Here is a 22,900-nt window from a genome sequence, read left to right as displayed (position 1 = left end):
GAATTTTAAATCATCTTAAATGCAATAGGTTTAGCGTTCTTGAATTGGAACATATTTACGATCAACTTCACCCACATAAGTTGCACGTGGACGCATAATTCTATTATCTCTAAGTTGTTCTAAAATATGTGCAGTCCACCCTGAAGTACGACTGACTGCAAAGATAGGTGTAAAGAGATCATGTTCTATCCCCATACTATGATAAACAGTCGCACTATAGAAGTCTACATTAGGGAGTAGGCCTTTTTCTTCTTTCATAATATCAGCAATTTTAACTGACATTTTGTATAGATCACTTTGACCTGTCTCATCCGTAATTTTACGACTCATTTCTTTTAAATATTTGGCGCGTGGATCACCATTTTTATAAACACGATGACCAAATCCCATAATTTTATCTTTGTTTTTAAATGCTTTTTCTAGATAAGGTTCAACATTATCAATAGAGCCGATTTCTGTTAACATCTTCATTACACGTTCATTTGCTCCACCATGTAAAGGCCCTTTAAGTGAACCTACCGCTGCAGTGATACCTGAATACATATCAGATAATGATGATACGGCACATCGTGCTGTGAAAGCAGACGCATTTAATTCATGATCAGCATGTAAAATTAAAGCTTTATTGAAACCTTCAACTTCAACATCTGTCGGTTTTTCGCCACGTAACATATATAAAAAGTTTGCTGCATAGCTTAATGATGCATCCGGTTTTACAGGTTGTTTCCCATCTCTTACTCGAGCAAATGATGCAACAAGTGACGCAATTTTTGCTTGAATTCGAATCGCTCTTTCTTGCAATGCTTCTTCCCCATTATCGTCCGCATTTTCATCAAAATGAGCGAGATAAGAAACTGACGTACGTAACGCCGTCATTGGATGTACCTCATCTGTCGTATATTCTTCAAAATGACTGTACATTCTTGGATTTAAAGTCATATACTTAAATAATTTTTCTTTTAATTCAGATAATTCTTGTTCTGTAGGTAATCGATAATTCCACAATAAGAAAATAACCTCTTCGAATTGTGCATTTTCTGTCAGGTCATCAATATCATAACCTGCATAAGTTAATTGACTGTCAATAATTGAGCTGATTTTAGTTTCAGCAGCGATTACCCCTTCAAGACCTCTCATTAATTCTGCCATATGAATTTCCCCTTTACTTTATATTCGTTCTTTGTAATGGCTTTCATATATTATTATAGCCAATATGAAGCAATTTGTGAACATTTTAAGAACGGTCGTATTTAAAAATAATCTTATTTCAAACTCAGAAATATATATTTCATATTTTTCGAAAACCCTGATATAAAACGTTTTCTTTTGTCTTTTCATCCGTAATCATTACATCAATTTACGATTATTTGCATTCCTTATCATTCATAATAAAAAGATTTGATGACTTGGATTTATTAAAATTTCACGCTTTAAGTGCAATATCACTTTTTATGTAACTCTTAAACAAAAACAAAAGGACGAAACTACGGTCTAAATTTTATATTTAGATACCCTAGTTTCGCCCCCACAAACACTCGAAATAATTAATATCGGTTATCGATTTAAAAAATCATCTCGCTGTGTTCCGTTCTTACTTATTGCGAATTCTATTTAATTTTAAAGTACGTTGGCATAACCTTCATAAACTTTACCTTGCGCTGCATCTACCGTTACTAAAATACCACTTGGGATCGTTTTAGCTACATCTTCAACGCCTACTACAGTTGGAATACCTTTTTCTAACCCTAAAATCGCACTTGAAGATGTTAAACCTGCTTCTTCTGTAACGAGCGCGACTGCTTGATCTAAATAAGGCACCATTTTTTCATCAACTGAAGGTGTTACGATAACAGCTTGCTCAAGATTTTGTCCCTCTAATTCTGATGCATCATTCACAACTACTGTTCTTCCAACAGCTGAGTTACGTCCGATACCTTGCCCGTTTGCTAAATCTTCACCGATGAGATGTAATTTCATTAAGTTTGTAGTTCCTGATTCACCAGTCGGTACACCTGCTGTGATGATGATTAAATCACCTTTTTCAACACGTTCTGTTTCAATTGCTGTTGCAACTGCATTATTTAACAACTCATCTGTTGTGTAGTTACCTTCACGTACAACAGGATAAACGCCCCATACAAGCGTACATTGACGTGCTGTTGTTGCGAATGGTGTCACTGCAATAATGTCTGATTTTGGTCTGTATTTTGAAATAGTACGTGCTGTTGTACCACTTTCAGTAGCAGCAACGATTGCGTTTACTTTTAGGTTCAACGCTGTGTGTGCAGCAGAAACACCAATTGCATTTACAAGTGAAGTTTCTACAAGTTTTGTACGATCTGATAAGAGCTTTTTATAATCTTGTGCTTGCTCAGCAGCGTATGCAATGTTATTCATCGCTTTAACTGCTTCTTCTGGATAAGCACCTGCAGCTGTTTCACCAGATAACATAACCGCATCTGTACCATCGTAAATAGCATTGGCAACGTCTGAAGCTTCAGCTCTTGTCGCACGTGGATTGCGTTGCATTGAATCTAACATTTGCGTTGCAGTGATAACAGGTTTACCTAATTTATTACATTTACGGATTAAATCTTTTTGAACAATTGGTACTGTTTCTGGTGGAATTTCAACGCCCATGTCGCCTCTGGCTACCATTAAACCATCAGAAACTTCAAGAATTTCATCTATGTTGTCAATACCTTCTTGGTTTTCAATTTTAGGAATAATACTGATTGTATCGTTTTTCACTTCTTCTAAAATTCTACGGATTTCTAAAACGTCACTTGAACGTCTTACGAAACTTGCAGCAATAAAGTCAACATCTTGGTCAATACCAAAGCGAATGTCCTCTTCATCTTTTTCAGTAATACCTGGCAAGTTCACACTCACGCCTGGTAAGTTCACACCTTTTTTATTTTTAAGTTCACCAGTGTTAAGAACTTTACAGTGTACTTCACCCGCAGCGTGATCAATTGATTCAACTTCTAATTCAATTAATCCGTCATCTAATAAAATAAATGAACCGATTTCAATATCATTAATTAATTCTTCATATGTGACAGAGAACTTTTCCGGTGTACCTTCTACTTCATGCATACTTACTGTAACATGCGAACCTTTTTCTAATGTAATCACACCATTTTTCATATTGTGCGTACGAATCTCAGGTCCTTTCGTATCAAGTAAAATACCAATGTTTTTTTCTAACTTTTTCGCTACTTTACGAATTGAACGGATACGTGCTGCATGCTCATCATGAGAGCCATGAGAAAAGTTTAAACGCGCCACGTTCATGCCGGCTTTCATTAACTTTTCTAACATATCTTCTGATTCTGATGCTGGTCCAATCGTACAAACGATTTTAGTTTTTTTCATTTGGAAATGCCTCCTAAAATTAAATAGATAATTCTTTAGTTAATTCTAACATGTGTTGATTAATTTGATGCTCGGTTGAATTGAATATCGTATCAAAATCTGTCGCTGTAAGGCGGTTATCTTTAATACCAACGCCCTTCGCTGTTTCACCATCCATAAGAAGCTCAACAGCAAAACCACCTAGTCTAGAAGCGAGTACACGGTCGACACCTGTAGGGCTACCTCCACGTTGAATGTGTCCTAATACAGATACACGTGCGTCTACATTGATGAATTTTGTCAATTCACCAGCACATGCTTGGCCTGTCATACAACCTTCTGCAACAATGATAATGGAATGCTTTTTACCTCTATCGATACCTTTTTGGATTTTTTCAGCAATGTCTTGAATATCAACTTTTGTTTCTGGTAAGATGATTGTTTCAGCCCCTACTGCTAATCCAGACCATAAAGCAAGGTCACCACAATTTCGCCCCATAACTTCTATGATAAATGTACGCGCATGGCTTGAAGCGGTATCACGAATCTTATCGACAGACTCTATAATTGTATTCAGTGCTGTATCAAATCCAATTGTAAAGTCTGTACCATTAATGTCATTATCAATCGTACCTGGAATTCCAATCGTTTGGATTTCTTTACATTCTTCACTAATACGTTGCGCACCACGGTAACTACCATCACCGCCAATGACAACGAGCCCTTCAATGCCTCGTTTTTTAAGATTTTCGATTCCTTTTTGACGTATTTCTTTTTCTTTGAACTCTGGGCAACGTGCTGAATATAAAAATGTTCCTCCACGTTGAATTGTATCACCCACAGTACCAAGCTCTAGTTTGCGAATATCATCATTGATAAGGCCTTGATAACCTTGATAAACACCATAAACTTCAATATCATGATAAATCGCTTTTCTTACTACAGCACGAATTGCTGCGTTCATCCCTGGAGAATCTCCACCACTCGTTAAAACTGCAATTTTTTTCATGTAGACATACCCTTTCTTGCATAGTTGTTAAGTTAAAAATACCATAATTTGATGAAGCATTCCATCAAAAAAAGGTACAAATAAAAATGAAAACGGTTTTTTAATATGAATTCATGAATCCGCCACAAATGGCGTTTTCATAACATTTTCATTTAAAAATTAACCAAGTTATAATTCAATTTTATTTTATATTACGACTCCATTTTTGGTATTGCCAATTTAATGTTTAGTTGATGCAATTAGGTGTAAATTTAATATAAAAACAGTAACAAGTGAACTGTATATATTTACTAAGATAAAAGTGAGTACTTCTTAAAAGGTATTTCAGATTATCTCATTTGCCTCTATTACGTCACCTGTTGTCAAGAACAACTGTACCGTTCAATAGTGTAACTTTTTTAATTGAGCGCTTCAAATAATAAATATAATTAAGCCAAATCAAAATGAGAGATGTGTTCCCTTAAAGTACTTAATCAAGATGAAATTGAAATACAATGGTAAATAACTGCATATTTACTTTAAAAAGTTAAAACCCGAGGTTTCTTTAAAAAATCATCTCGGGTCTTATCTCAGATTTATCCTATTCAAAATTTCTACAATGACACAATAATTATCGTTATACAAACTTCACATTATCTGTATACTTTAAATTCAAAATAAACGATAGATTTTATTCTACAAAAGATCCAATATTTCGGAACTTCTCGAAACGATTCTCTTTAATCGCTTCAGGCGTCATATTTTCAAACGACTTTAAATGGCGCGTGAATTTTTCTTTAATGCTTTTACCTAAAGCTTCCGCATCGTGATGTGCACCACCAAGTGGTTCTTTGACCACTTCATCAATTATATTAAGCTCTAATAAATCATAGGCCGTAATTTTCATAGTTTCCGCCGCAATTTTCGCTAAAGCACTATCTTTCCATAAAATGCCAGCTGCACCTTCAGGAGATATGACAGAGTATGTACTATTTTCTAACATTAATAATCGGTTACTCACACCTAGACCAAGTGCACCACCACTTCCTCCTTCTCCTATAACAATAGAAATCACAGGAACAGTGAGGCCCGCCATATCGACCAGATTACGTGCGATGGATTCACTTTGACCGCGTTCTTCGGCAGCTTTACCTGGATAAGCACCTTTCGTATCGATAAATGTAAAAATCGGACGGTTGAACTTTTCCGCTTCTTTCATCAACCTTAAAGCCTTACGATAGCCTTCTGGATGAGCCATACCGAAGTTACGATAAATATTATCTTTCGTATCTTTCCCGCGTTGATGTCCAATTACTGTTACTGGACGGCCATCTAAATAAGCTAATCCACCGATAATCGCTGGATCATCTCTGAAATTTCGATCACCGTGTAATTCAATGAAATCATCAAATATAAATGGAATATAGTCCAAAACAGTGGGTCTCTCAGGTAATCTTGCTATTTGTACACGATCCCAAGGTTTCAAAGATGTATAAATTTTTTCTTTTTCTGTTTGTAATGCTGCTTCAAGAATCTCAATTTCATCAGACAAATCAACATCATTTTTTGCCTGAGTCTCCTGTAAAGATTCAATTTTGTTCATAATATCTTGAATTGGTTTTTCAAAATCAAGCATTACTTTTTCACCTCACGATGCATATCAAATAATGTAGCAAGTGTTTTTTTCATTTCGCTACGGTGTACAACCTTGTCCAATTGGCCATGTTCCAATAAAAATTCAGCAGTTTGAAAATCATCAGGTAGTTTTTCGTTAATCGTTTGTTCAATCACGCGTCGACCTGCAAAGCCAATCAGAGCTTTTGGCTCAGCTAGATTGATATCTCCAATAGAAGCGAAACTTGCAGAAACCCCACCAGTTGTTGGATGTGTCATATAAGAAATAAATAATAAGCCAGCATTTGAGTGCTTTTCTAAAGATACACTCGTTTTAGCCATTTGCATCAAAGAAATAATACCTTCTTGCATGCGAGCACCGCCAGAAGCCGTGAATAAAACAAACGGCAAACGTTCTTCGGTACAATGGTCAACAATACGACAAATTTTTTCCCCGACAACTGAACCCATACTCCCCATTCTGAATCTTGGGTCCATGACACCTACTCCAAATTTATTCCCATTAAGTTCAGCAGTGCCTGTTACAATTGCTTCATTTAATCCTGTTTTTTCTTGGTCTTTTTCAAGTTTTTCTTCATAGCCAGGAAAGTTTAATGGATTTGCAGAGGTCATCCCCTTATCAAATTCTTCAAAAGTCCCTTCATCCGCAATGGCATCGATTCGATCATATGCAGAAAGTTGTATATGATGATCACAATTAAAACAAACATTTAAGTTTTCAGTTAGCTCTTTTGTATACATAATCTTTTTGCAGTTAGGACATTTTGTCATGATGCCTTCTGGAACTTCATTCTGTTTTGAATCTTGAACCGTAACATATTTCTTCTTTTTAGAATTACGATTAAAAAAATCTTTGAACATCTCTATTACCTCCACATAACCATTGGCTATCAATCAGCTTATTTTGACTTTTTTAAATCAGTAAGTGATAACGTTTTTTCGTATACCACTTCTGGATCAACTTCGATTCTAGCGACACCTGATTCCATTGCAGCGCGTGCAACTTCTCTTGCAACTGAAGGTGCTACACGATAATCGAATGGTCCTGGAATCACATAATCTGCATTTCTTTCTTCATCTGTTATTAAATTTGCAATCGCTTCAACAGCAGCTTGTTTCATATCTTCATTGATATGTGTTGCGCGAACATCTAACGCACCGCGGAATATCCCTGGAAAAGCGAGTACGTTATTGATTTGATTTGGAAAATCAGAACGGCCTGTACCGATGACTTTAGCCCCAGCATTTTTAGCTTTATCTGGTGTGATTTCTGGATTTGGATTAGCCATCGCAAAAATAATAGCATCTTCATTCATTGATTTCACCATGTCTTCTGAAAGCGCATCTGCAACTGATACACCAATGAAGACATCTGAGTCTTTAATGACGTCTTCTAATTGACCTTCTTGCTTGTCTTTATTTGTCCATTTCGCAACAGTTTCTTTAGTAGGGTTCATACCATATGATCTACCTTCGAAAATAGCACCCTTTGAGTCGCACATAATCATATTTCGAACACCATAGGAATATAATAATTTAACAATAGCAATACCTGCTGCGCCTGCACCATTTAAAATCACTTTAATGTCAGCTAAGTCTTTGTTTACAATTCTAAGCGCATTAATAAGCCCAGCAACAGTTACGATTGCTGTTCCATGTTGATCATCATGAAAAACAGGGATTTTTGTTTCTTTTTTCAAACGTGCTTCGATTTCAAAACAACGCGGTGCAGAAATGTCTTCTAAATTGACGCCACCAAAATTAGGTTCTAAAAGTTTAACGGTACGGATAATTTCTTCTGTATCATTCGTTGATAGAGATAACGGAATTGCATCAACACCAGCAAAACTTTTAAATAACACAGCCTTACCTTCCATAACAGGGATACTAGCTTCGGCGCCAATGTTTCCTAATCCTAGAACAGCTGTCCCATCTGAAATGACAGCTACAGTATTACTTTTCATTGTGTAATCATAGACACGGCTTGGTCGTTCATGAATATCTTTACAGGGTTCAGCTACCCCAGGTGAATAGGCCAAACTAAGTTCTTCTTTATTTGTTACTTTAACCTTTGGACAAACAGCTAGTTTACCTTGATTTTCTTTATGCATATGCAATGCATCGTCTCTTAAAGACATTCACCATCATCTCCAATTATAAATTCATTATTTTATGAATAAGTCCTTATTTTATCGCCATTATAATATAGCACATTCTAAAAACATGTCAAAGTGACCTTCTGACACGGAGTACATAGAGGGTACCCTACAAAATTATATACCATTATAACAAACGAATATGTTGTGGTTCAATCGCTTTTAATAACTGGGTCAGTTGCTCAGAGTTCTTTTCAATATGACCTATAGGTTGAAATTGATTCGATGATTCGTTGTAAAAGTAGACGGGCACTGTAGCTTTCGATTGTGTTGAAAACAGTTGATTTTGTATATCTTCCGGTACTTTTTCTCTAATCACGATTTGCTTCACTGCTTTCATCTTTTCCTCTACATATTTTTCAAGCGGACTTATCTTTTGAATTACCATTTGCATCTTTTCATTTCTTTTTTCAAATTTACCCCAAACAATGTAATAAGCATTTTCTTGTATAAGTTGCGCGAAACTTTGAAATACTTTTGGAAAGATGACACCATCTACGGTGTGTTCACCATCATTCAACTCAACAAAGGCCATTTGTTGTCCTTTCTTTGTTCGAATAACACGAATCGCATCCATTGTTACTAAAATAGGTTGATTGATTAATTTGCTATTTAATTGGTAAATTCCGAGATATTGCTTTTTCACAAATTGTTTCTCCACTGGATGCATCGACACGTAAAAGCCAAGATATTGCTTTTCATAGTCACTTAACTGTTGTTCTGGCATTTCTTCCGTTTCTAGGTAATCTCGTTTGATAGTCGCAAACGTATCTACAAAACTTTGATCAATATCACTGTTAGAATCGGTCACTTTATCTATTGACTGTAATAGTGTCGCTCTATTCTTGTCGAAACAATCTAAAGCCCCAGTTAAAATAAGTGCTTCGAGTAATCGTCGCGTACGTATCCGATTAGGAATGCGATCACAAAAATCAAAAAAGTCTTTAAAAGGCCCATGCTCGATGCGCTCTGAAACAATAGCTTGTACACTTTGATATCCAATCCCTTTTATAGCACCTAATGAGATATAGACACCTTTTTGTGTGGCTACATAGCGCCATTGACTCCAGTTAATATGCGGACCATGAATTTTAATCTGCTGTTGTTTAGCTTCTTGAATCATTAATTGTGTCTTTGCTTCGTTTCCAATGACATTACTCAATATGTTGGCATAAAAATAAGTTGGATAGTGTACTTTCAAATAAGTCATGATATAAGCGATTTTTGAATAGCTAACGGCATGGGCTCTAGGAAAACCGTAATCAGCAAATTTCAATATTAAATCAAAAATTTGACTGCTCAACGCATTGGCATATCCTTTCTTCATCGCACCATCCATAAAATGCTGGCGTTCATTTTCTAATACTTCTCTATTCTTTTTGCTCATTGCACGTCTTAAAATATCAGCTTCACCATATGAAAAACCTGCAAATTGACTCGCAATTTGCATAATCTGCTCTTGATATATAATCACGCCGTAAGTCCTTTTTAGAATCGGCTCTAAATCTGGATGTAAATATTGAACTTGAGAAGAATCATGACGTCGCCGAATATATGTTGGAATTTCTTCCATCGGTCCAGGCCGGTATAAAGAGGTCACAGCTACTATATCCTCAAAATGCTCTGGCTGTAGTTTTTGCAACACACGGCGGACCCCGTCTGACTCTAATTGGAAAATACCTGTCGTATCGCCTCTTGAGAGAAGACGAAATACTTCCTTGTCATCAAAAGGAATTTCCTCAATATTTAAGTCAATTTTCATATCATGTTTAATCTGTTTGATGATTTGATGAATGATTGTGAGATTACGTAATCCTAAGAAATCAATTTTTAATAAACCGATTCTTTCAGCCTCAGTCATCGTCCATTGGGTTAAAAGCCCTGTGTCACCTTCAGTAAGTGGAATGGATTCGTATAATGGCTGATCATTGACAATAACACCCGCTGCATGCGTAGATGTGTTTCGAGGTAAACCTTCAAGTTTTTTACAAAATTCGAACCAACGTTCATTTCTATGATTTCGATGCACAAATGCTTTAAAATTCTCTTGTGCATAAGCTTCATCGAGGGTCACACCTAATTTACTGGGAATAAGCTTAGATGCTTCGCTCAGTGTTGCTTCATCAAATCCCATCACTCGCCCCACATCTCTTGCCACTGCTTTGGCAAGCAAATGCCCGAAGGTGACAATACCTGCCACACGATAATCACCATATTTGTTTTGTACATATTGGATGACTTTTTCTCTTTGTGTATCTTCAAAGTCGATATCAATATCTGGCATTGTGACACGATCAGGGTTAAGAAAGCGCTCAAAAAGCAAGTCATACTTCAAGGGATCAATGGTCGTAATATTGAGCAAATAACTGACCAAAGACCCTGCTGATGAACCCCGACCCGGACCTACCATGACACCATTTGATTTGGCATAGCGGATTAAGTCACTCACTATGAGAAAATAATCGGCATAACCCATTTTAGTGATAACTTGATATTCATATTTTAACCGTTCCATATAATTCGGTTTTGATAAATCCTTATTTTGTAATGACTGTTCCAATACACGCCATAAATAATAATCAGCAGAGCTACCATCAGGAGTTTGAAACTCTGGGAGCAACGCTTGATGATACTCAAGTTTTGCTTCACATAAATCTGCGACCTCATCAGTAGATTTCACATATTGTGCATCGATTTCAGCTTCACTCAATTCATTTATAGTAAACATATGACGTGATGGTCCGTCTTCATTGTCTATAAAATTCACCTTTGTGTTGTCACGAATGGCATTTAAGACTTTTAATGTTTCTTTATCTTCGGCTTTCAAATAATACGCACTTTCCAAATAAACCTGAGGTATAGAACGGTCTACAACAGAATGGTGATCCACATAATATGAACTTTCTATAGGCATTTCGTCTAACCAATGCAACGTTTGCTCAGTCATATTTTTAAAAATAACAACATTATGTTGTAGATAAGCTTGAATATCGTAAATTGATACTTGTTCCCGTTGATTGACTTGAATATCTGTTGACAATTGAAAAAGATTTTTCAAACCTTCGTTATTTTTAGCGATGAGGACCACTTCTAAAACGTTCAGCTGGTCTGTTATATAAATCGTCATCCCTAGCAATGGTTTAATGCCTTTTTTAGTACACTCGTCATAAAATTGAGGCACACCATACATGACGTTTAAATCTGTAATCGCTATAGCTGAGTAGCCTATGTCAATCGCACGCGCAATTGCCCCTTTAATTGTTATACTTGAATTTAAAAGCTCATATGAAGTATGAATATTTAAATGGGCAACCATCGTAGACACCTTCTTTTACAATTTATTTTTTAATTCAGTGGCAAGCGTTTCAAATTCATCCCAAGAATGTACAGAAGCACCTGCTGCGTTGGGGTGTCCCCCGCCACCAAAGTGTGCAGCGACATCATTAATCGTTATTTGTTTAGAACGGATGCGACAACGTATTTCTTTACCTTCATCAACTGCAAACACCCATATTTTTAATCCTTTTAGATCTGCAACAGCATTGACATAGAGTGATGCTTCATTCGGTTGGATTTGGTATTTTTCTAATACATCAGCCGTGATTTTAACTTTACAAAAGCCTTTTTCATCTAATTCAAAATTTTGGAGCACGTAACCATGGAATGGCATTAAGCGTGGTTCTTTTTCACCCAATTGGTTGAGTAATTGATCATGACCAATATCATATTTTAAAAGTTTACTTGCAATTTCCATCGTTTTAGGTGAAGTATTACTGAAGAAAAAGCGCCCCGTGTCTCCAACAATTCCAAGATATAACGATGATGCGATGGCTTTATTTAAAATTTCAATGTCTCCAAATTGTCGAATGATATCAAAAATAATTTCGCTCGTAGACGAAGCATTGACATCGACATAATTAATGTCACCATAATCATCTACCGGTGGATGATGATCGATTTTGATAAGCGCCTGGCCTTGACTGTACCGTGCATCATCAATACGTGGTGCATTTGCGGTATCACATACAATAACAAGTGCATCTTGAAATTGTTCACTATCAACTTGGTCTAAATCGCTCATAAACTCAAGTGAAGGCTCTACTTGTCCCACTGCAAAAACCGATTTTCCAGGATATTTTGCTTTCAAATAATATTTTAATCCCATTTGAGATCCCATAGCATCTGGATCAGGTCTCACATGGCGATGAATAATAATGGTATCAAATGTCTGAATTTTATTTTGAATTTCTTCTATTAATTTCATAATTATCACTCCCTAATGGTCTAGTAGTTGACACATAATTAAAGCTTTAGCTACAGGTTGTTTTGCGCTTTCCATTGATACTTCAACTTTAGCAAAATTTCTTCCCATGTCTAAAATGGTATAGAGCACTTCGACTTCGCTTTCAATCTGTACTGTACGTATATAAAAAATGTTTAAACTTTCAATCATAACCTCTAATTTTTTATGTTTTCGCATAACTGACTTAATTGTTTCTTCAATAATCGCCACTGTGACAGATTTACTTAAAGTTCCAAATTGATTGGTTAATTGAGGGGTAATTTCTACTACAATTTGGTGGTTTCTAATTTCGATATGTTTCGCAACTTGATCGTTTATTGTTTCACCCACTTGTGGTTGCCGTCCAACAATTTGCATCGCTTTCAAGACATCTTCCCTTGAAATGACACCTATTAATCGCTTTTGTGCATTAATAACGGGCAGCAATTCTATTCCCTCCCAAATCATTAAATGTGCACAACTTGCAACTGTAGTATTTAATTGTACACTAATCGCTGGCTTTTTCATGACTCTATGTAATTTTTCTTCAGGATTTTTACCAATAATATCCTTACTTGTAATGAGTCCTGCTAATTTTTCATAGCGATCCACTACTGGAAAACGTGAGTGTGAAGACTCGTGAGATTTTTTTCCAACATCGGCAACAGTCATTTCATCATATAAATAGGATGTTTCTTCAATTGGAATCACAATGTCCTCAACAACCATAATTTCTTTCTTTATCATTTGATTATACATTGCTCTATTAATTATATTAGCTACCATAAAAGTATCATAATTTGACGAAATAATAGGCAGATTTTGATCATTCGCCATCGTTTTAATTTCATCTGTCGTATCAAAACCACCTGTAATGAGTATTGCACTACCCTTTTCAAGTGCTGCTTTTTGTACATCGAGACGGTTTCCGACAATGAGCAAAGTGTTTTTCGATACATAATTTACGACATTATCTACTTCCATTGCACCAATCGCAAATTTTGTTAATGAGTTAAATTGACCACCTCTGCCAGCAATCAAATGGCCATCCACAATTTTGGCAATTTCTCTAAACGTCAAATGATCTACTTTTGCTCTTGTTTTTTTCTCTATTCTCACTGTCCCAACACGGTCAATCGTTGCAACCAAACCACGTTGATTTGCATCTTTAATGGCACGATACGCCGTTCCTTCTGAGACATCTAAGTCTTTTGCAATTTTGCGTACGGATATCTTTTGGCCCACTGATAACGATTCTATATGTTTAATAATTTGCTCATGCTTTGTCATGTGTCTCCCTCAATTTGATTAATTTTAATATACTACTACATTTGTCACGGCAATATAAAAAGATTCAACCGGTTTAGACATCTCCTGAATATAAAGCCAAAATTTGATTCTTCATATGTCATCTGAAACCAAAACGAAAGTGTGTTTGTTTTTTACTTTTCGTCTTTATCTTTTAATTTTATTCATACATTTTTGATTACTTGTATATTATAACGTTTTTCAAATCGTATTGCGAAGTAATCTTCGTGCATATTTATACTTATAAAAGATGGCATTTCATTTTAATTTTGTATAGACTAGATATAAGGAGGATGATAGAGATGCATAAAAATATTTTACTCGCAGTTGACACAGATTTAAAAAACACAAAAGCATTGCAAGAAGTTGTGAAACTTTCAGGTGAGACGACAACTGTAACAATGCTCAATATCATCGCAGAACAAGATGCCCAAGCCTCAGTGAAAATGGGGACGCATATCGATGAGCTCAAACATATTCGCCATACGCAAATGGCACCTACACGAGAAACACTAGAAGAACATGGTATTCATTATGAAGAAGTGATTGAACGTGGCAATCCAAAAGAAAAAATCGTGACATACGCGAATAGTGGTCAATATGACATTGTTGTGCTCAGCAATCGCAAAGCAGAAGCGGCTCAAAAATTCGTACTAGGCAGTGTCAGCCATAAAGTGGCAAAGCGTGCTAAAATCCCAGTCCTGATTGTTAAATAATCGTATGTGAACGCAATTGTAGTAACTTTACAAGAAGGAAAAACACCTCATGACTTTAACCACTCTGTGTTACCATTTACAAACAAAAAGACAAGGATATGAGCAATAGAAATCAAAAGTGATTCTACTCTCAAATTCCTTGTCTTTTTTGATTAAAATTCGACTGCTTCACCTGGTTTTAAAATTTGAACTCGACCTTCATAAACCGCTTCCTTAAATTTAACCGGATCTTGTTCAATTAATGGGAATGTATTGTAGTGAATCGGTACCGTGAGTTTCGGTTTAATTAAATGATTGATTGCATAACTTGCATCTTCAATTCCCATTGTAAAATTATCTCCAATAGGTACGAAACAAACATCAACCGGATGGCGTTCAGCAATTAATTTCATATCACTGAATAACCCTGTATCACCTGCATGGTATATCGTTTTTCCATCTAATTCTAAAATCACACCCATTGGCATACCTAAATAGATTGGAATACCTTCATCATTCGTTAGACTTGAACTATGAAAAGCTTGTACAAATTTTAAAACACCAAAATCAAACTCCCATTTTCCACCAATATTCATTGGATGTACATTTTCAATACCTTTTGCCGTAGATAAATAATTAGCTACTTCAGCACTACCGATAACAGTGGCATGATTACGGTTAGCAAGTTCAACCGTGTCACCAAAATGATCTTCATGCCCATGTGTGAGTACAATATAGTCCACTTTTAAATCTTCGACACTTAAATCTGATAAGTCATTACCTGTAATAAAAGGATCTATAATACCTGATTTCCCATTCGCTTCAAAATAAACCGTTGATTGACCATGAAATGATAACTTCATGTTTGTATCCTCCTTTTAACCATCTTTGCCTCTTTATTGCTATACCTCTATATTAACAAGTTAATCCTTTGAAATCTAAATTTTATTATTCTCCCTCGTTTATTTTTTTGTCTTACCTTCACCTGCTTTAATCCATAAGTGAAAAAACGATACCCTCTATTTTGCATTCTTTGAGGAGCTAGAATAAAATAGAAGAAAAGATATAAGGAGGCGCTTTTATGTCAAAATTAGACCAACTCGTACGAGCATTAAAAGAAAATGAAGCGGATGCCGCATGGATTTCACATCCCATCAACATTTTCTATTTTACAGGATATAAATCAGATCCACATGAACGCTTATTTGCACTGCTTGTTAGAAAAGATGGTGAACCTATTTTGTTCTGTCCACAACTCGAAGTGGAAGAAGTTAAAAATTCACCTTTTGAAGGTCAAATTATTGGTTATTTAGATACTGAAAATCCATTCGACAAGCACCAAAATCATTATGACAAATTATTGATAGAAGAAAGTCATTTAACAGTTCAAAGATATCATGCTTTGAAAAAGGCGTTTGGGACAAAAACATTTGCGCCAATTGATCAAACAATCAAACAATTACGGAATGTTAAAACAGATAGTGAAATTAAAGCATTAGCAGAAGCTGCGCAATTAGCTGACAAATGTATGGAAATTGGTAAAGCCTTTTTAAAAGTAGGCGTAACTGAAAGGGAAGTTGTCAATCATATCGAAAACGAGATTAAACGTTACGGTGTATCAGAAATGAGTTTTGATACTATGGTTCTTTTTGGTGATCATGCTGCTGCCCCACATGGTACCCCTGGTGACAGAAAACTAAAAATTGATGAATACGTGTTATTCGATTTAGGTGTCATTTACAAACATTATTGCAGTGATATTACTCGCACGATTCCATTTGGCAACCCAGATCAAAAAGCTCAAGAAATCTATCAAATTGTATTACAAGCTGAGACAGAAGCAATCGAACTGATTCAACCCGGAGTTAAAATTAGCGACCTTGATCGTAAAGCACGTGGAATTATTGAAAATGCAGGATTTGGTGAATACTTCCCGCATCGTCTTGGACATGGTTTAGGTCTTGAAGCACATGAGTATCAAGACATCTCTCATACAAACGATCATTTATTAGAAGCAGGCATGGTTTTAACAATTGAACCAGGCATTTATGTTCCTGGCGTTGCTGGCGTTAGAATTGAAGATGATATTCTCGTTACTGAACATGGTTATGTCCGCTTATCGAATTATCCAAAATGATAAAGGAAGCTGTCGCATCGTCGTTGCGTGAAGTAGAGGCGAAGTTAAAAGCGGGTGCACATCGAATTGAGCTTTGTGATAACATGGCACAGTTAGGAACAACACCAAGTTATGGTATGGTTAAAATTGCAAGTGAAATGTGTCGACTTTATGGTGCAAAACTAGTGGTTATGATTCGACCAAGAGGTGGTGACTTTTGTTACAATTGGTATGAATTTGAAGCGATGCAAGCAGATATTCAACTGTTGAAGTCACTTTCAATCGACGCCTTTGTTTTCGGTTGTTTAACCTCCGATCAAACTTTAAATACATTTCAAATGAAAACACTCATCTCACTTGCGCATCCAATCCCTACTGTCTGTCACATGGCTTTTGATTATATTTATCCAGCAGGACAAACGAAAGCATTACAAGAACTAATAGACCTTGGTGTACAAAGATTACTGACTCATGGCGGACGACCTGAAACTGATTTGTTTGATAATTTGCCGCGCATTGCAAAATTTGTAACACAATCAAAAGGAAGAATAGAGATTATGCCTGGTGGTGGTCTCAACTATCAAAATTTACCCCACCTTTTAGAGCTGTTTCCATTCCAAGAAGTACACGGTAGCGCAATTGTAAATGCAGATCTCGAAACACCATGAGAGCAGTAATCCGTTAAAGCAGATAAATCATAATACGAAAAAACTAAGCGGAAAGATTCATATAAATAAGGAGCGGAACAGCATCGGTTAAATCACTGTTCCGCTTCTCTCTTTTTCAAATATTATACTGTCTCTTTTAATGCATCGCTTACAGACGTATAAGTGTAATTAAATGCATCAGCAACAGCTTTATTTGTAATTTGTCCGGCAAAAACGTTCAATCCGTGTGAGAGTGGTTCATTTTCTATGAGTGCACGTTGATAGCCTTTATTCGCAAGCTGCAACGCATAAGGTAATGTCGCGTTATTTAAGCCAATTGTCGATGTACGCGGTACTGCACCTGGCATATTTGCGACAGCATAATGGACAACATCATGTTTGATATATGTTGGGTTATCATGCGTTGTAATACGATCTGTCGTTTCAAAAATACCACCTTGATCGATGGCAATGTCAACAACAACAGAGCCAGGCTTCATCTTTTTAATCATCGCTTCAGTAACTAACTTAGGTGCTTTTGCCCCTGGAATTAAAACAGCACCAATGACTAAGTCACTTTCGATGACATGTGCCTCGATGTTTAATGGATTCGACATGATGGTTTGAACACGACCATCAAATAAATCTTCAAGCTCTTGCAAACGTTTTGGATTCACGTCTAAAATTGTGACGTCTGCGCCAAGGCCTAATGCGATGCGTGCAGCATTAGTCCCAGCTTGGCCCCCACCAATAATTGTTACCTTACCTTTTTGAACACCAGGGATACCCCCTAATAGAATACCCATGCCACCATTAAAGCGTTGTAAAAATTGTGCCCCAATTTGAGTCGACATCCGTCCTGCCACTTCACTCATTGGCGTAAGAAGTGGTAATGTTCGATCAGCTAGTTGCACTGTTTCATATGCAATGGCTACCACTTTTTTATCGATGAGTGCTTGAGTTAATTCTGGTTCATTTGCTAAATGAAGATAAGTAAACAGAATGAGACCTTCTTTAAAATAAGCATACTCCTCTGATAATGGTTCCTTTACTTTTATAATCATATCCACGTCCCAAACTTGTGATTGACTATCGCTAATTTCAGCCCCCGCTTCAACGTAGTCATTATCCTCGAAATAAGACCCCTCACCAGCATGTGTTTCTACAAGGACTTCATGTCCTGCCTCTACTAACGCATGAACACCACTTGGTGATAAACCTACACGATTTTCATTATTTTTAATTTCTCTTGGAATTCCAATTCTCATACTCCTTACACCTCCAAATTCATGATAACGCATACATTATGTAAGCGCAATCATTAAATTTTTGTAAAATCAATACATTTAAAATCCAATTCATTTTCAAAATTTTATGATATAATAAAAGTGAAATAAGAAAGGGGTTTTCGCTATGTTTATTTACAAAAATATTTTGATTGCTGTTGATGGTTCTCATGAAGCAGAATGGGCGTTCAATAAAGCACTTGCCGTTGCAAAACGTAACGATGCTAAGTTAACAGTAGTGAATGTCATTGATTCTAGAACGTACACATCATTTGAAGTATATGATTCGCATTTTACTGAAAAATCAAAATCATTTGCTGAAAAATTACTGGACGGCTACCGTCAAGTTGCCGAAGATGAAGGGGTTCATAATGTTGAAACACGTTTAGAATTCGGATCTCCAAAATCAATCATTCCTAAGTTAGCAAGTGAAGACGAATCAGGCGTAGACTTAGTCATGTGTGGGACTTCAGGACTTAATGCTGTTGAACGTTTTATCGTCGGCTCAGTATCTGAAGCGATTGTTCGCCATGCAACTTGTGACGTACTTGTCGTTCGTACTGAACAAATCCCAGAAAACTTTGAACCTAAAGTTGCGACTGAAGAATTTTTAAAAGACTTTAGCATTTAAACCTAATCTTAATAAAGTGAATTATATTTAAAGATGTCATTTTTTTAGAGCACATCTTTTATGCAGTGGGCGAATTAATTAATAGTCGCTCACTGTTTTATTTTAATAATTAAATGCATTCAAAAACCTCTTCGCCCCTCCCCCCTAAAACAAAAAAGAGGCAGAGCTAAAATCGTTTTGATTTCAGTTCTACCTCAGTCAGATGACTCGCGTGACTAAACACGTTTCACGAACCCTTACGCCATCCTTTTATATTATTTCATAGTTTGAATTTTTTATAACTTAAGTCGCTTATACGATGTAAAATAATTTTTACAACAAATTAATCTAACTCACCGAATGTCATTACATCTCGTGCAATCATTACTTCTTCATTCGTTGGAATCACTAACACTTTAACCGGTGAATGTGGGTAGTTTAATTCAGCTTCTTTACCACGTAATCCTTCGTTTTTACGAGGATCCCAATAAACGCCCATAAATTCTAATCCTTCTAATACACGCGCACGTACTGTATCAGAGTTTTCACCCACACCAGCAGTGAAGATAATTACATCAACACCATGCATACGTGTCGCATATGATCCCATGTATTTATGGATACGTGAAGCGAATACTTCTAATGCAAGTTCTGCACGTTCGTTGCCTTCTTTTGCATCACCTTCAATATCACGTAAATCAGAAGAAGTGCCTGTAATACCTAATAAACCAGACTCTTTATTTAAAATATTTAATACTTCATCTGCAGTTTTACCTGTTTTTTCCATGATGAATGGAATAAGCGCTGGGTCGATATTACCTGAACGTGTTCCCATTGTCACACCTGCTAATGGCGTGAATCCCATTGATGTATCGATTGATTTTCCACCATCAATCGCAGCAATTGAAGCACCGTTACCAATGTGACATGAAATGATGCGCAATTCTTCAACAGGTTTATTTAAAATTTCTGCTGCACGTTGTGATACATATTTGTGACTTGTACCGTGGAAGCCATATTTACGGATACCATATTTTTTATAGTAATCATAAGGTAAACTATAAAGGTACGCAGATTCAGGCATTGATTGATGGAAAGATGTATCGAACACAGCCACATGCGGAATATTAGGTAAAAGCTTTCTAAAAGCTAAAATACCCATTAAATTCGCTGGATTATGAAGTGGTGCCAAATCTGTTAAGCTTTCAATATCACTTATAACTTGGTCATTAACAAGCGCTGATTGAGGGAAAACTTCTCCACCATGAACCACACGATGACCTGTACCGTCAATGTCGTTAATATCATTGATGATACCATGTTTTTGTAAGCTTTCTAACATAATGTTAACAGCTTGTTCATGGTCTTTAATATCTTCTACCTCTTTAAATTTTTCGCCTTTGAATTCAATGGTAAAAATTGAATCTTTTAAACCAATACGCTCGATTAAACCTTTTGTGATAAGTTTTTCTTCTGGCATTTCAATTAATTGAAATTTCAATGATGAGCTACCAGCGTTAATCGCCAAAATTAACTTTGACATGTAAACGGCCTCCAATATTTTTAATTTATTTAAATCTATTTAACCATTAATACAGTTTGATTTCAAGAGTGCAACAGCTTAATTTTTAGGGTGATTTTGTGACAACCAGGCCGTTAATTCAGATAAAAATTGTTGAAAATTTTGTGGATTTTTAAAATCTGGGATATTTGCGAGTAAAACTTCTACAGGCGTTGTGACGTGTTGTTCCTTACGTTGTAAAATTAAGATTGATTTTTGCGCACGCTCATTTTTGAATAAATTCTTTGGTAAATTAAGAAATGCTTGCATTTCTGTTTCTGTTGCAATGAAATTTTCTAACTGTTTCACATGCTCGCCTTCAAAAATTAGGCTTGGCACAACTAAGAAAACGTAACCTGATGGCTTAACCGCGTGAACCGCTTGCTCAATAAATAGATAATGTGAGAAACTGTGTCCCTCTTCAAAGCCTAACTGTAACTGTGCGCTTCGACTATCATTCGGATAATAACCAATAGGCAAATCTCCTACAACAACATCTGCATCTTCAAAAGGTAAAGGCATGATTGCATCTTGTGGATATACATCAAAAGGAATTTCTAGGAAGTTAGCCAGGTGCACACTGACTCTTGAAAGCACGGGGTCTACTTCAACAAGATGATGCATCAATGTGTAATCCGTCATCACCTCATGAATTGTGGCACTTAGATGACCTGCACCGCTACCTAAATCAGCAATGTGTAACTCGGACTGCTCTTGTTGAAATTGAGAAACTAAGAAACCTAAAATCAATCCAATAGAATCAGGCGTAATCTGATGATTCGCTTGAACTTCTTCTTTTTGCAATTGATTTAAATATGCAAATTGAAAAGCTTTTCTTCTATCTTGTAATGTCGCTTGTTCTAGCAATTCGCGTTGTGATGTATAAATGCGTTCCATCGCTAAACCTAAATTTTCAATAAAGCTTTGACCATTTTCTTCATTTAATTGTTGCGTCAATTCATCGATTTGCTGGAACAATTTTTCCATTATCGATTTTGATTCTGTCATCAAATCATCCTTTCACAAAAACAGGGGACGAATCAGAAGTCTATCCATACAATTGGGACTTCTTCATCTCCCCCAATAATGACTATGATTAGCCTAATAATGCCAGTTTAAACGTTTCGATAAGCTTCAAGTGCCGCTTCGAAATTCGGAAAATCTGTGCCTTCAGGTACAATTTCTTTATAAACGACTTTATTATTTTCATCTAAAACAAACACAGAGCGAGCTAGTAACTGTAAGCCTTCCATGATTAAACCATAATTTTCACCAAATGAATGGTTTTGGTAATCACTTAATGTAATCACATTATCTAAACCCGTCGATGCACACCATCTTTGTTGTGCAAACGGCAGGTCAACAGAAATTGTTAAAACATAACCGTCTTCTGTACTTGCTTCTTCGTTAAATTTACGCGTTTGTTGATCACAAACACCTGTGTCAAGAGAAGGTACGACATTAATCATTTTTTCTTCCCATCATATTGAGAGAGAGACACACCTTGTAAACTGTTATCAACGACAGTAAAATCTGGTGCCTGATCGCCTACGTTAACCTCTTTACCTAATAATTGAATAGGATTTTGTTTAAATGTAATTTGTGTCATTTATTGTGCCTCCTTAAAAGATTACTCTTTTATTATATCGTCTTACTATGATGTTATCACGTCAGACACCTTCATTTTCTTTAATGTACTGAAGATATTTATTCTTTACAACTACCGTATTCGCAAAATAATCATGTATACCAATATGCTTCGGTGTGAATATTACCGCAAAATAAGGTAAACCAAACAAGACATTTGATATTAGTCTGCCAATCCATTCTCTAAATAGAATGTCCGTCCAATTAGGTTTATGAATATCGACCGTATATACTTTTAACCCCATAATCATTTTTCCTACTGTTTGCTGAAAGAAATAGGTCATTAATATGAAGTAACCAAAGTATATTAATGCATCCAAAATATGGCCTATACTAAAATAATCAATCCATAATTTCCATTCATCAATACCCGTCAGGGCATAGAGTGGATTAAGGACGATTTGTGTTATCCCCCATAATATTCCTAAATCTATCAAATAACTGATGAAACGTCTCCAAAACCCTGCATAAAAGAAGGCGTTTAATTCGTATTGATATTGTTCTATCGTTTTTTTAGCACGTTGATTGGCGTGTTGAAACTGCCGACCATTCATATCATGATAGTTTGGTTGCGAAGGATTATAGTTTTGCTGTATTGATCTGTCCATCATA

General features: G+C 36.1%; 18 protein-coding genes and 1 pseudogene. 4 read left to right on the top strand and 15 right to left on the bottom strand.

Annotation, left to right across the window (positions count from 1 at the left end; all coding sequences use genetic code 11):
• Positions 1-30: 30 nt before the first annotated feature.
• The 9 genes from KM149_RS05525 to KM149_RS05485 all read right to left on the bottom strand — a co-directional run bounded on the left by KM149_RS05525 (position 31) and on the right by KM149_RS05485 (position 13,708).
• Positions 31-1,149, bottom strand: coding sequence for a citrate synthase (locus tag KM149_RS05525; RefSeq protein WP_165545578.1), 1,119 nt, complete (start codon positions 1,147-1,149; stop codon positions 31-33).
• Positions 1,150-1,617: 468 nt separating this feature from the next.
• On the bottom strand, positions 1,618-3,378 hold the full coding sequence (gene pyk / locus KM149_RS05520) for a pyruvate kinase (RefSeq protein ID WP_060829781.1): 1,761 nt from the start codon (positions 3,376-3,378) through the stop codon (positions 1,618-1,620).
• Between the two features lie 19 nt (positions 3,379-3,397).
• Positions 3,398-4,366, bottom strand: coding sequence for a 6-phosphofructokinase (gene pfkA, locus KM149_RS05515; RefSeq protein ID WP_050330695.1), 969 nt, complete (start codon positions 4,364-4,366; stop codon positions 3,398-3,400).
• Between the two features lie 670 nt (positions 4,367-5,036).
• Positions 5,037-5,981 (bottom strand): acetyl-CoA carboxylase carboxyltransferase subunit alpha, encoded by a 945-nt coding sequence (locus KM149_RS05510; protein WP_165545579.1) that lies wholly within the window; start codon positions 5,979-5,981, stop codon positions 5,037-5,039.
• Positions 5,981-6,841 carry an acetyl-CoA carboxylase, carboxyltransferase subunit beta gene (accD, locus tag KM149_RS05505; RefSeq protein WP_050330693.1) on the bottom strand — a complete coding sequence of 287 codons (861 nt, stop codon included), beginning with the start codon at positions 6,839-6,841 and terminating at the stop codon, positions 5,981-5,983. The genes KM149_RS05510 and accD overlap by 1 nt, the downstream gene beginning before the upstream one ends.
• Positions 6,842-6,879: 38 nt before the next feature.
• A complete protein-coding gene (ystJ, locus tag KM149_RS05500) occupies positions 6,880-8,118 on the bottom strand; it encodes an NADP-dependent malic enzyme (protein WP_214970039.1) in 1,239 nt (412 codons plus the stop codon).
• A 145-nt stretch (positions 8,119-8,263) separates the two neighbouring features.
• Positions 8,264-11,452, bottom strand: coding sequence for a DNA polymerase III subunit alpha (locus tag KM149_RS05495; protein WP_214970041.1), 3,189 nt, complete (start codon positions 11,450-11,452; stop codon positions 8,264-8,266).
• Between the two features lie 15 nt (positions 11,453-11,467).
• Positions 11,468-12,403 carry a DHH family phosphoesterase gene (locus KM149_RS05490; RefSeq protein WP_425353673.1) on the bottom strand — a complete coding sequence of 312 codons (936 nt, stop codon included), beginning with the start codon at positions 12,401-12,403 and terminating at the stop codon, positions 11,468-11,470.
• Between the two features lie 9 nt (positions 12,404-12,412).
• Positions 12,413-13,708 (bottom strand): DRTGG domain-containing protein, encoded by a 1,296-nt coding sequence (locus tag KM149_RS05485; RefSeq protein WP_060829778.1) that lies wholly within the window; start codon positions 13,706-13,708, stop codon positions 12,413-12,415.
• Between the two features lie 320 nt (positions 13,709-14,028).
• Here KM149_RS05485 and KM149_RS05480 point away from each other — a divergent pair, with 320 nt between their 5' ends.
• Positions 14,029-14,442 (top strand): universal stress protein, encoded by a 414-nt coding sequence (locus KM149_RS05480; RefSeq protein ID WP_050330689.1) that lies wholly within the window; start codon positions 14,029-14,031, stop codon positions 14,440-14,442.
• 152 nt (positions 14,443-14,594) lie between these two features.
• On the opposite strand, the gene KM149_RS05475 is transcribed toward KM149_RS05480, so the two are convergent.
• Positions 14,595-15,284, bottom strand: coding sequence for a metal-dependent hydrolase (locus tag KM149_RS05475; protein ID WP_050330688.1), 690 nt, complete (start codon positions 15,282-15,284; stop codon positions 14,595-14,597).
• A 218-nt stretch (positions 15,285-15,502) separates the two neighbouring features.
• Between KM149_RS05475 and KM149_RS05470 the strand changes: the two genes are divergently transcribed.
• Positions 15,503-16,558, top strand: a complete 1,056-nt coding sequence (locus KM149_RS05470; protein ID WP_182280305.1) for a M24 family metallopeptidase — start codon at positions 15,503-15,505, stop codon at positions 16,556-16,558.
• On the top strand, positions 16,555-17,205 hold the full coding sequence (locus KM149_RS05465; protein WP_214970045.1) for a copper homeostasis protein CutC: 651 nt from the start codon (positions 16,555-16,557) through the stop codon (positions 17,203-17,205). The genes KM149_RS05470 and KM149_RS05465 overlap by 4 nt, the downstream gene beginning before the upstream one ends.
• A gap of 122 nt (positions 17,206-17,327) precedes the next feature.
• Here KM149_RS05465 and ald read toward each other — a convergent pair whose 3' ends face one another.
• Positions 17,328-18,452: an alanine dehydrogenase gene (gene ald / locus KM149_RS05460; RefSeq protein WP_182280307.1), complete on the bottom strand. Its 1,125-nt coding sequence runs from the start codon at positions 18,450-18,452 to the stop codon at positions 17,328-17,330.
• 145 nt (positions 18,453-18,597) lie between these two features.
• On the opposite strand from ald, the gene KM149_RS05455 reads away from it, so the two are divergent.
• Positions 18,598-19,101, top strand: coding sequence for a universal stress protein (locus tag KM149_RS05455; RefSeq protein WP_050330684.1), 504 nt, complete (start codon positions 18,598-18,600; stop codon positions 19,099-19,101).
• A gap of 322 nt (positions 19,102-19,423) precedes the next feature.
• Here KM149_RS05455 and KM149_RS05450 read toward each other — a convergent pair whose 3' ends face one another.
• From KM149_RS05450 to KM149_RS05435, 4 genes and pseudogenes are all read right to left on the bottom strand, one after another.
• Complete coding sequence (locus KM149_RS05450; RefSeq protein WP_050330683.1) at positions 19,424-20,623, bottom strand: acetate kinase; 1,200 nt, start codon at positions 20,621-20,623, stop codon at positions 19,424-19,426.
• A gap of 78 nt (positions 20,624-20,701) precedes the next feature.
• On the bottom strand, positions 20,702-21,649 hold the full coding sequence (locus tag KM149_RS05445) for a class I SAM-dependent methyltransferase (RefSeq protein WP_182280308.1): 948 nt from the start codon (positions 21,647-21,649) through the stop codon (positions 20,702-20,704).
• A gap of 107 nt (positions 21,650-21,756) precedes the next feature.
• A pseudogene (tpx, locus tag KM149_RS05440) lies at positions 21,757-22,250 on the bottom strand (thiol peroxidase).
• A gap of 61 nt (positions 22,251-22,311) precedes the next feature.
• The gene (locus tag KM149_RS05435) at positions 22,312-22,896 is read right to left on the bottom strand and encodes an RDD family protein (RefSeq protein WP_103356062.1); all 585 of its coding nucleotides are present in this window, start codon (positions 22,894-22,896) and stop codon (positions 22,312-22,314) included.
• Between the last annotated feature and the right edge of the window lie 4 nt (positions 22,897-22,900).

This window comes from Staphylococcus coagulans, assembly GCF_022557135.1.
In the GTDB taxonomy this organism is placed as follows: domain Bacteria; phylum Bacillota; class Bacilli; order Staphylococcales; family Staphylococcaceae; genus Staphylococcus; species Staphylococcus coagulans.
This window is presented reverse-complemented; position numbering and strand designations above follow the sequence as displayed.